This window comes from Salipiger sp. CCB-MM3, assembly GCF_001687105.1.
Taxonomy (GTDB): Bacteria; Pseudomonadota; Alphaproteobacteria; order Rhodobacterales; family Rhodobacteraceae; genus Salipiger.
Genome location: NZ_CP014596.1, coordinates 210,868 through 221,918, shown reverse-complemented (window position 1 = coordinate 221,918; position 11,051 = coordinate 210,868). Strand labels below are relative to the sequence as shown.

The 11,051-nt window shown below is 65.2% G+C and carries 9 protein-coding genes; 4 read left to right on the top strand and 5 right to left on the bottom strand.

Going from position 1 to position 11,051, the window contains the following annotated elements:
* Nucleotides 1-67 precede the first annotated feature (67 nt).
* Nucleotides 68-1,003 carry a LysR family transcriptional regulator gene (locus AYJ57_RS14965; protein ID WP_066107682.1) on the top strand — a complete coding sequence of 312 codons (936 nt, stop codon included), beginning with the start codon at nucleotides 68-70 and terminating at the stop codon, nucleotides 1,001-1,003.
* A gap of 34 nt (nucleotides 1,004-1,037) precedes the next feature.
* Here AYJ57_RS14965 and AYJ57_RS14960 read toward each other — a convergent pair whose 3' ends face one another.
* From AYJ57_RS14960 to AYJ57_RS14940, 5 genes are all read right to left on the bottom strand, one after another.
* Nucleotides 1,038-2,042 (bottom strand): glycosyltransferase family 4 protein, encoded by a 1,005-nt coding sequence (locus AYJ57_RS14960; protein WP_066107680.1) that lies wholly within the window; start codon nucleotides 2,040-2,042, stop codon nucleotides 1,038-1,040.
* Nucleotides 2,043-2,067: 25 nt separating this feature from the next.
* Complete coding sequence (locus AYJ57_RS14955; protein WP_066107676.1) at nucleotides 2,068-3,048, bottom strand: glycosyltransferase family 2 protein; 981 nt, start codon at nucleotides 3,046-3,048, stop codon at nucleotides 2,068-2,070.
* A 17-nt stretch (nucleotides 3,049-3,065) separates the two neighbouring features.
* Nucleotides 3,066-3,980 carry a glycosyltransferase family 2 protein gene (locus AYJ57_RS14950; RefSeq protein WP_066107674.1) on the bottom strand — a complete coding sequence of 305 codons (915 nt, stop codon included), beginning with the start codon at nucleotides 3,978-3,980 and terminating at the stop codon, nucleotides 3,066-3,068.
* A gap of 312 nt (nucleotides 3,981-4,292) precedes the next feature.
* Nucleotides 4,293-6,932 (bottom strand): ATP-binding protein, encoded by a 2,640-nt coding sequence (locus AYJ57_RS14945; protein WP_083191303.1) that lies wholly within the window; start codon nucleotides 6,930-6,932, stop codon nucleotides 4,293-4,295.
* Nucleotides 6,933-6,958: 26 nt separating this feature from the next.
* Entirely contained in the window at nucleotides 6,959-7,468 is a 510-nt protein-coding gene (locus tag AYJ57_RS14940) for a molybdopterin-dependent oxidoreductase (RefSeq protein ID WP_066107669.1), read from the bottom strand.
* Between the two features lie 403 nt (nucleotides 7,469-7,871).
* Here AYJ57_RS14940 and AYJ57_RS14935 point away from each other — a divergent pair, with 403 nt between their 5' ends.
* The 3 genes from AYJ57_RS14935 to AYJ57_RS14925 all read left to right on the top strand — a co-directional run bounded on the left by AYJ57_RS14935 (nucleotide 7,872) and on the right by AYJ57_RS14925 (nucleotide 11,051).
* A complete protein-coding gene (locus tag AYJ57_RS14935; RefSeq protein WP_066110342.1) occupies nucleotides 7,872-8,486 on the top strand; it encodes a response regulator in 615 nt (204 codons plus the stop codon).
* Between the two features lie 200 nt (nucleotides 8,487-8,686).
* On the top strand, nucleotides 8,687-9,982 hold the full coding sequence (locus AYJ57_RS14930; protein ID WP_066107666.1) for an extracellular solute-binding protein: 1,296 nt from the start codon (nucleotides 8,687-8,689) through the stop codon (nucleotides 9,980-9,982).
* Nucleotides 9,983-10,079: 97 nt separating this feature from the next.
* The gene (locus AYJ57_RS14925) at nucleotides 10,080-11,051 is read left to right on the top strand and encodes an ABC transporter permease subunit (protein WP_066107663.1); all 972 of its coding nucleotides are present in this window, start codon (nucleotides 10,080-10,082) and stop codon (nucleotides 11,049-11,051) included.

Sequence of the window (11,051 nt, the reverse complement as noted above, 5' to 3'; positions counted from 1 at the left end):
GCGCGGGCGCTGCTTGGCAAGGCCGGGGGCGCGTGGTTCACTCGCGGCGCCACTCGAAAGGACCGTGATGCCACCGCTGCCAAATCTTCGTGCCATGCAGGCCTTCGAGGCGGTGGGCCGTTGCGGCTCGGTGCGCCGCGCGGCGCAGGAGCTTGGGGTATCTTCGGGCGCGGTCAGCCAACAGGTGCACCGGCTCGAAGAGCATCTGGGCCTCGTGCTGCTAGAGCGGCGTGGCCGACAGCTGGAACTCACCAGTTGGGGCCGGGTCTATCACGCCGAACTGAGCAAGGGCTTTGCCCAACTCAACCACGCGGGGGCGGCACTGGCGCGGGCGCGCAATCGCCATGGCTTTGTGATCAGTTCGCTCACCACCGTGACGAACAAATGGCTGGGGCCGCGCCTGTTTGAGTGGACCGCAGAAAACCCCGACGCGCCGGTGCGTCTTATGGGCACCGAGATCGAGCCGGATCTGCACCATGACAACGTCGATTTCCGGCTGTTCTTTGACGACCGTCCGCCGCACGAGCATTACACTGAACTTTTCACCGATCGCATCGTTCCGGCCTGCGCGCCCGCGCTGCTGGACGGGCGTCACCTGCAGCGGCCGGAGGAGATATTCGAGTTCCCGCTGCTCGAGATCGTCTGGACAGACAGTTTCGCCGCCCATCAGGTGCCGGATTGGGAGCAATGGGCCGCCCATTGCGGCCTGCCGCCGCCACCCAGTTCGGCCAAGCCCGCACTGACCTTCGCGCTGTCGTCGAGCGCGATCGACGCGGCGGTGTCGGGGCGGGGCTTCGTGCTGGGACAGCTGGCGATGATCGGCGAGGAATTGGCCAGCGGCAGGCTCGTCGTGCCCTTCGATCTGCGCATGCCGCTCGCGGTGCCTTACGGGCTGGCGTGGGACCGGGCGTCGCTAGAAAAACCTATGGGGCGGGCGCTGCGGGATTGGTTGCTGATGCAAGGACGCCAGCAGCACCAGCTCTGCGTTGCCGCTGCGGGCTGACGATGGCGCGCGTGCCGAGCCGCGACCGCGTGGCTCAGATGGTGGCGAATCCGGTCGCTTTGCCGGGCTGGCGCAGCGCGACCCGCTCAAGCAAGGCTCGCCAGCCCTGAAGCGTGGCTTCATGCGGCAGTTCGGCGGGCAGGCGCGGCGCTTCTGCGGGTGCGGCGAGTACGTCGCTCAGCGCGCGGCTCCACGCGCCGACAGAAAGATCGGCGATGGCCACGGTGCCGGGGCCCATCTGCTCGGACAGCCCGTCGCGGCCGGACATCAGAACCTTGCGCCCGGCGACCTGCGCTTCCTGCGCGACCAGACCGAAGGGCTCCCAGCGCGAAGGGATCGCGATTGCATCGGCAAGGCGCAGCGCCGCCTGCGCCGGGACCTCGCCGTGCAGGGTGACGCGGGGATCGTGCCGGGCCATGGTGCGCAGTTCGGCGCGCTGCGGCCCGTCCCCAAAGATATCGAGCCGTGCCTCGGGCGCGGTGACCGCAGCGAAGGCCTGGACCAGGATGTCATAGCCCTTTTGGCGGTGCAGCGTGCCGACCGCCGCGATCCGGCGCACCGGGCCGACCGGACCGGGCAGGGTGGCCAGAGCCGACAGATCGCTGCTCGGCGGGATCACCGAAAGCTGCCCCGTCGGAACCAGCGCGTGGCGGCGCATCCAGCGCGCCTGCGCTTGGCTGACGGCGACCACATGATCGAAAAGCGCAAGCCCGCTGCGCAGCGAGGTCCGAAGCCGGCCCCGGCGGCGTGTGCTGGCGGCCAGCAGGCCCTCGCAGTGGTTGTGCTCCACATGCACCAAAGTGGTGCCGGGGTGGCGCGCGCGCAGCGCCATCAGGCCCGGCAGGCTGTGCCACGACAACGGCAGATGTGAGACGATGACGTTGGCCTCGACACGCGCGGCCCCGGCGGCAAAGCGCGACACCGGCACAAGGCGGTGCTCGGCCAGCGCACCAAGCCCGGCATCGCTCTGCAGGAACGCCAGATAGCGGGCAAGACCGTAGCTCGCGCGGTCGTCGTGAAGATGGGCTATGCGAAGCATTGGCTGGTCTCCAGGCGCGGATGGGTCAGGCGGATCTGCCGCGGGTCTGCGGCGATGTATCAGGGCGGGCGGAAGATCCTGTCAGCGTGAGCCGCAGACTTCCAAAGCAACTCGACAACGTGGCGCGCGGCTCTTCCAGAAGCGGGCTGGGCGAGGCGGCAAGCGCGCTGCGCAGCAGGGTGGCGGCCATGCTCCGGTCACGGTTTGCCAGCGCAAGTCGCCCAAGGTCACGGTACTGGTAGGCGCGGGCAGCGCGGAAATGCCGACCAAAGAAATGCCGGTCGAGCGCCGCGAGCTTTCCGACCATCCGCTCCCATGCGGCTAGATGCTTGTCGGTGCGGGCGGCGCTTGTGTTGGCCGGGGCGCGGCAGCGGCTCAGTACACCGGGAACGCCCGCGATCTCCCAATCGGTGGTGAGCGCGAAACGCAGCCAGCACTCTATGGTCTCGCACTGGCGGAAGGTCTCGTCGAACCACCAGTCGCGCTCGGTTTCCTGCGGCGGACGGAAGGCGAGCCCGCGCAGCGCAGTGCGGCGGAACATGGCGGTCGAGCCATTGCCAACCGGGTTGCGGCGGAACACCCGCGCAGCGCCGGTGCCGCGCAGTGGCGGGGTGGTCTTCATGCCGGTCGGGGTGCCTTGCGCGTCCAGCAGCTCATAGCCCGCGTAGCTCAGCCCAACAGTCGGCCGGGTCTCGAACTGCAGCACATGTTCGGCCAGTTTGGTCGGGCTCCACAGATCGTCCGCATCGCAAAAACCGATGTAGCTGCCACGCGCGGCGGCAATGCCGCTGTTGCGCGCACCAGAGACGCCGCGGGTGCGCTGGCGCAGCACACGGATGCGCAGATCACCCAGCGACTCCGCCAGGTCCGCGGTGCCGTCGGTGGAGCCGTCATCAACGACGATGATCTCGAGATCGGGTCGGCTCTGCGCGCAGAGGCTGCGGAGCGTGGGCTCCAGCCGGTCTGCGGCGTTATGGGCCGGAACGATGATCGAGGCGCAGGGCATCAGGGCGGCTCCGGGTCTCAGCGCGAGAGCAGGGCGCAGCGCAGCGAGCGCGGCAGCACGGAGGCGAGCAGGGCGCCTGTCAGCACGCGCACGCCGGAGAATGGGTTCGAGAACCAGCCAGAGGGGCAAGCGGCGCAGCAGTAAAGACCAAGGCGCAGGGTTTGCAGGCCGGGTGCGCCAAGGCGCAGCGCGCGGCCAGCGAGCGTGCGCATATAGCCCGCCTCGGCGCGTGCATCGCTGACGACACCGTAGCGTGCGGCACTGGTCAGCGCGAGCGCGCGGCCCGCCGCCATGCCTTCGAGATCGGTGGACAGACCATTGGCCGAGGACAGGTAGTTCACCAGCACCTCGTCGAGGCCGATGACATTCGCGCCGTCACCCACGAGCCGGATCATCCACTCAAGATCGGCGTTGTGAACCATCTCGGTGTTGAAGCCTCCGCTGGACAGGAAGCTTTCGAGGCGGATCGCCACGTTGGACATGGTGCAGACCGGATCGTTGCTCAGCAGCGCGTCGACGGTCAGCTTGGCTTCGGGTTCGGGCGAAAGGCCAAAACGCGTCTTGCCCTGATACATCGCCACGCGGGCAAAGCAGGCGTCGACCTCTTCATCGTCGAAGACGGCGTCGAGGCGTTCGAGCTTCTCGGGGTGCCAGGTGTCGTCGGCATCAAGGAAGGCGATGATTTCGCCATCGGCCTCGGCCAGCGCCATGTTGCGCGCGGCGCTGGGGCCGACGCCGCTGTTCTTCATCAGGCGGAAGCGCAGGTCGATGCCCGCCATGGAAGCGACGATCAGCCGGGTGTCGTCGGTCGAGCCGTCGTCGATGATCAGCGCTTCCCAGTCGCCCTCGGTTTGCGCCAGCAGGCTGTCGAGCGTGTCACCGATGGTGTCTTCGGCGTTGAAGCAGGGAATGACGACGGAAAAGCGGGGCATCTTCAGGCATCCTTCTCTGCGGGGCAGGACCAGGGTGAAAACCGATAAACAGAATGGGCAGCAACATGCGGCCCGTGACCTTTTCTAACTGGACAAGCCCGCCGCTGTCCCTCGCGCCGGAGGGGAGGGAAATGGGGCAAGCGGTGAGAGCCCTATCCGTCCGGGTAGGATGCGCGGCCTACGACTCACCGGATCCGCGGAAAACGCCCTTTGGTGAGTCGGGATGGGCCCGCTAAGCAATTGAGGCAAAAAGAAATGCGGCAGCCAAACGGCTGCCGCATTTGCTGTGTCGTGCCGGGGCTCCAGCGGGTGTCAGGCCGCTTCGAGACGCGCCTCCAGCGCCGCGCGGCTGTCGCGCCAGAGCGCGCGCAAAGCGGCCAGTTCCTCGGGGGCGGGCTGCTCTCCGAGCTTGACCTGCGTCTCCACCCGGCCGAGCGCCCGGCGCAGCGCCTCGACGCCGAACGGCCCGCAGGATCCGGCGCATTGGTGGGCGACCGGTGCAAGATCGGGATCGTCCGGCGCGGTCACGGCCAGCGCTTCGATGTTCTGGTCCATCTCGGTGAAGAAACGCTCCAGCAGCTTGCCGGCGGCGGCGCGCGGGATCTCTGTCAGGAAGGCATCGAGTCGTTCTTCGTCCAGCAGGCCATCGGCGGGCTGCGGCACTGCGGCCACCGGGGTCGGCGCCTGCTGAGCGGCTGGCGCCTCGGCCTCGGGCACCTCGGGCGCTTCTGGGCTGCAGGGCGTGCTCGGGGTGCCATTGGCCGCGGTCACCTCGGCCAGCGTGCGCAGCAGCAACGGGCGGTCGATCGGCTTGGTCAGACAGGCGCTCATCCCGACCTTGTGGAAGCGGGCGCGCTCTTCGGGCAGGGCATGCGCGGTGAGCGCGATGATCGGCACCTCCGCCGAGGCCCCGTCAGAGGCCCGGATCCGGCTGGTCGCCGTGGTGCCATCCATGACCGGCATCGAGATATCCATCAAGATCACATCGAACCGGCGCAAGGCCGCGCAATCCACGCCGGTCTGCCCGTTCTCGGCGATGCTGACGGTATGGCCCTCGGTCTCGAGCATCTCCCGCACGATGAAGCGGTTGATCTCATTGTCCTCGACCAGAAGCACGTCGAGCGGACGCTGCGGCTTGTCGGGGCAGGTGCTGGGCTCTTCCGGCGTGGCTGCGAAATCGGGCGCAGGCTGCAGCGGCACGCGGATCCAGAACAGGCTGCCTTCGCCGGGTTCGCTTTCGGCGCCGATCTCGCCGCCCATCAGGCGCATGAAGCGCCGCGCGATGCCAAGGCCAAGGCCGGTGCCGCCGGACTCGCGCGCATAAGAGGAATCCAGCGTCTCGAAGTCCTGGAAGATGCGGGTCAGGTCTTTTTCGGCGATGCCGATGCCGTTGTCGATCACGCGGAACTCGACCTCGGTCTTCGCCGCATCGAGATATTCCACCTCGATCTCGACCGAGCCGTCACGGGTGAATTTCAGCGCGTTGCCGACGAGGTTGAGCAGAACCTGACGCAGGCGGCGGGCATCGCCGACGGCACCATCGCCTTCGGGGCCGCACCATCGCCAGTTGAGTTCATTGCCATAGGTCTGCGCCAGCGGCTGCGCCGTCTCGACAAGGCCACTGAGCAGCCGGTTTATCGAGAAGGGCGCTTCGTCGGCCTTCATCTTGCCCGCCTCGAACTTGGCCAGATCGAGCACATCGTTGACCAGTTCCAGCAGCAGGCGTCCCGAGCTTTGCATCCGGTCGAGCAGGTCGGTCTGCCGCACCGAAAGACTGTGGTCGCGCATCAACTGCATCGCGCCCAAAAGCCCGTTCAGCGGCGTGCGCATCTCGTGGCTCATCACCGCGAGGAATTCGGATTTCGTCCGCTCGCCTGCGAGCGCCCGGTCGCGCGCGTCGGTTAGCTGCTCTTCGGCTTCTTTCCAGTTCGAAATGTCGCGGATGTAGAAAACGTAAAGAGCGTTCTCTGCATCGGCGCGGTCGGCCGAGATCTCTGCGGGGAAGAGCGTCGCGTCGCGGGTCTGCAGCGTGATCTCGAAATGCTGTTCTTCGGGGCGCGGCCGGCGGTGCTCTTCAATGAAGCTGAGCGCGCCAAGCTGATGCTGGGCGAGATTCTCGGGCGGCACCATCAGTTCCAGCGCCAGACGCCCGACGGCCTCGGCGCGGGTGTAGCCAAAGAGCGTTTCGGCGGCGGTGTTGAACTCGCGCACAACGCCAACCTCATCGGTCACGACAATGGCGTTGGGCGAGGTCTGCACGATGGTCTTCATCCGGGTGCTGGCGAATTGCAGCGCGTCGGCCCGTTTCTGCGCGAGGCGGAACAGACGGAACATGGCATAGGCCAGCAGGGTGAGGCCGATGAACAGCGCCAGCAGCACCGCGGCGATGTAGATCATCAGCTCGGTGATCCCCTCGCGGCGGGCATCCGAAACCTCGGCAAAGGCCGAAAGCGCGGCGAGCGAGAAGGCGCGGACGTCGGCCGAGACCCCCTCGGACTGGGCCAGCAGATCGGGCAGTTCGGATTCCAGCGCCTCATCCGGTCCGTCGATCAGCGGCACCGTGTTTTCGAGGAAGTCCAGCACCCGCATGCGCGGCGCCGAGGATTGCAGCGACTCGCGCAGCGAATGGAACACCCGCCCGCTGCTCATGGTCACCATGCGGCTGTAGAAAATGTCGAACCGGCGGCGCACGCCCTCCAGTTCCTCGGGATCGTCCTGCGCTTCTTTCAGCGCCAGCCGGAACTGCAGAAACTCCACATCCGCCTGCGCGAGGCTCCACTGCAGGTTGTCGGAGTTGGCGACCGAGAAATCGTCGATCTCTCGCAGGACGAGCCACCCCAGCCAAACCACCAGCCCAACACAGAGCACGAGGGCGGATACCGCGCCACCGGTCTGGACGAGGGTTGTACGACTTTGGGTTGAGGTGTCTTCAGACAAGGTCAACTTAATCATGCCTCCAAGGGCATGAACCGCGCGCCCTAGTCAAGCACGATGATGCGGTCCAGCTGCCAGATTGCGCGCGAGTAGATTTGCTCGGTCTGATACTCGGGGTTCTGATCGAACGGGTAGACGATCCACAGCGGACCCTTCTGCCGTACGGGCATGGTCTCGCCGTTGTTCAGGAACGCCACGATCGGCCCGTCGTCGACCCAATCCTCACGCGGGATGTCGACCGCATAGTCGTTGATCGCGGTGGCTTTGATCACGTCACCTTCGGCACCCACCAGTTCCATAAGGTCGCTGAGCTGAACGCCGGTGAACGTCTGATCGCCATCGGTCCAGATCGTCTTGGTGGTGAAGGTGCGGGTTTCGAGATTTTCGAGCATCTCGAAATCGAAGCTCGCCGTATCGCCAACATTGGTGTTGGCGATCGCGCCGCTGACAACGAGCAGCGGCTCGCCCTCAGGTTGGGGCAGATCTTCCGCGACCACGGGCGTGGCGAGGATGGCAAGTGCAATCACGGCGCGCAGGGGCGAAAGAAGAGACATGGGGCGACTCCTTGGTGCGTTGCGGAATACTGTCATACGCGGCGCCGAAGCGGTATCGGGGCAATGGGAGGGTTCCCTATCCGTCCGGGTAGGGAGCTCTGATCGCGGCCATAGCTCTCTTTTTTATTTGCGGCAGCCCATGCCGTAACGGAGCCCTCTGACAGCGATGAGCGACATTGGGCTCTTGATACAACACGTTAGCGGAATTTTGCCGAAAACACGTCAAGGTTTAGCATGGCAGGAAGGCCACACGCCGCCTTTTGTCCTTAATTTAACCGTAATCCGGCGACAGATTTGCTATTTGTTTAGAGAACGATGACCGGCGATTCGTCGGAGGATTTCGGGGAGACGGGACATGATGGCTCAGCAGGTGGCTCAGACTTTAACCAGACCGGCCAATGTGCTGCGGGTATTGATCGCCGACGACCATGACCTGCTGCGCGATACGCTGCAGATCTTTCTTGAAGGCGAAGGCACGTTCGAGACGGTCTGCGTGGCCAGTTATTCCGAGGCAGAGGCGCTGGTGAAGGCGGGCGAGCAGTTTGATCTCGTGCTGCTCGACTACTCGATGCCGGGGATGAATGCGCTCGACGGCTTCCACAAGATGCGCGCGCTCGAAGGCACGCACCGCGTGGCGATCATCTCGGGGACCGCAAGCCGCGATGTCGCCGAACAGGTGCTCGAAGCCGGTGCCGCCGGCTTCCTGCCCAAGACTCTCTCTGCCAAGTCGCTTGTCAACGCCGTGCGCTTCATGGCGATGGGCGAGCAATATGCGCCACTCGACTTCATGCGTCAGGAAGAGGCCGCGCCGAGCCACCCGATGGCCGAGCGCCTGTCCCCGCGCGAGCTTGAAGTGCTCGAAGGGCTGACGCAGGGCAAATCGAACAAGGAGATCGCCCGCGATCTCGATATCCGCGAGCCGACCGTGAAGCTGCACGTGAAAACGCTCTATCGCAAGATCGGCGCCTCGAACCGCACGCAGGCCGCCATGCTGGCTAAGGAGGCCGGGCTCTTCTGAGGCCCCGCAAGACCTCGAGCAGAGCGACGCGCCGGCATTGCCCGGCGCGTTTGCTTTTGCGCTTAGGGCAGGGGCAAAGGGGGTGGACGTCATCGAAACGTCACGCAGGCGAAATCAAAACATCACCCAACGTAATGCGAAGTGTCACAGTCCCGGCTTAGGGGCTGCGGTCAGACAACGCCTGACCAATGAGGGACACAATGATCAAGCTTGCAGCAGGGACAGTGACTTTCGCACTGACCGCCTCGACCGCACTCGCCGCCACCGACATCACGTGGTGGCACGGCATGGGCGGCCGCAACGGCGAAGTGATCAACGAGATTTCGCAGCAATTCAACGAGGCGCAGGACGCATGTAACCTGACGCCGATCTCGCGCGGCACCTACGAAGAGGCGCTGTCGTCGGGCATCGCGGCCTTCCGTTCGGGGGAGCAGCCGAACATCCTGCAGGTGTTCGACGCGGGCGCCGCCACCATCATCGCTGCAAAGGGCGCGACGGTCCCCGCCGAAGACCTGATCAAGGGCGCGGGCGAAGAGTTCAACCGCGACGACTTCATCGCCGGTGTGCGGAACTTCTACGCCGACAGCGACGGCAAGTTCATTGGCATGCCGTTCAACTCGTCGGCGCCGATCATGTATTACAACGTTGAAGCCTTCGAGAAGGCGGGCGTCGAGCCGCCGAAGACCTGGGAAGAGTTCGAAGAGGTTGCTCCCGCGCTGAAAGAGGCAGGTTACCTGCCGATGACCGCCTCGCAGTTGACCTGGATGATGGTTGAGAACTTCAAGTCGCGGAACAACCAGCAGTTCGCCACCAACAACAACGGCTACGACGGCACTGAGGGCACCGAGATCATCGTCAACGATGAGAACCAGGTGATGATGTTCGAAAAGCTCAAGGCATGGGCCGACGAAGGCCTCTACGGCTTCTACGGCGCTGGCTGGGCCGACAACCTCAAGCCCTTCGAAGAGGGCGAGGCCGCCATGTGGATCGGCTCGTCGGGCAGCTTCGGCGGCCTGCAGAAATCAGCAGATTTCGATTTTGACGCCGTCTACATGCCCTATTGGGACAGCATCGAAGGTGCCGGCACGCAAAGCTTCATCGGTGGCGCCGCGCTTTTCGCCATGGCCGGCAAACCCGACGCCGAGAACGCCTGTACCGCGAAGTTCTTCTCGTTCCTGACCTCGCCCGAGACCCAGGTCTACTGGCACAAGAACACCGGCTATGTGCCGATCACCGAGGCCGCCTACGAGATGGCCAAGGGCGAAGGCTACTACGACGAGCAGCCGGTGGCCGAGGTCGGCATCCAGCAGCTGATGCTCGACGGCGGCGAATGGTCCAAGGGCTACCGTCTGGGCTTCTACCCGCAGATCCGCTCGGTGATGGAGCGCGAGTTCAACCGCATCTTCTCGGGTGAGACCGACGTGCAGGCCGCGTTCGACACCATCCAGGAAGAGGGCGACGCGCTGCTGGCGCGCTTTGCCAAGACCGCCAACTAAGACCGGCCCTGCCGCGTTCAGGGGCCCCGGGCGGATGTCCGGGGCCCGCTGCCGTTGATGCGCCAAACAGGCGCCCAGACCGATCAGGACACAGCCCGTGACCGACACTCCCATGACCTTGCCAAGGGCCGAGCGCAGCGCGCTGGATCGCCTGCGCGCGTGGTGGGGCGGCGAGACCGCCAACCCCGTCAAACGCGTGCAGTTCGACCGCCCGCTCACCCCATGGCTCTTTCTGCTGCCGCAGCTCGCGGTGGTGGTGATCTTCTTCTACTGGCCCTCCGTGCAGGCGGTGACCTCGTCGTTTTACCTCGAAGACCCCTTCGGGTTCGGCGCCACCTTCGTCGGGATGGAGAACTACACCGACGCGCTGAGCAGTTCGGGCTACCTCTCGACCGCCGCCTTCACCGCCTTTTTCTGCGTGGTGGTGACCGCGTTGGCGCTGGGGCTGGGGCTGCTGCTGGCGGTCAAGGCCGACAAGGTGATCCGCGGCGCGGAGACCTACAAGACGCTGCTGATCTCGGTCTACGCCATCGCGCCGCCGGTCGCCGGGCTGATCGGCATGATGTTCTTTGACATGCACATGGGGCCAATGAAGGACCTCGCCGCCTTTTTCGGCTATGATCTGAAGGTCGGCATCAATTATTGGGACACCGCCACTGCGCTCATCGTGATCGCCGTGTGGAAGCAGATCCCCTACAACTTCATCTTCTTCCTGTCGGGGTTGCAGTCGGTGCCGGTCTCGGTGCGCGAAGCCGCGCTGATCGACGCGCAGTCCGGCTGGCGCCGGTTCAAGGACATCACCCTGCCGCTGCTGGCACCCACCGCCTTCTTCCTGCTGGTAATCAACATCACCTACGCGATGTTCGACACTTTCCCGATCATCGATGTCATCGTGAAAGACAAGCCCGCCAACAACCCAATGACGCTGGTCTACAAGGTCTATCTCGACGGCTTCAAAGGCAATGACATCGGCGGCAGCTCGGCGCAGTCGGTGATCCTGATGATCGTCGTGGCGCTGCTGACGGTGCTGCAGTTCCGCTTCCTCGAACGCCGCGTGCATTACGGGTGA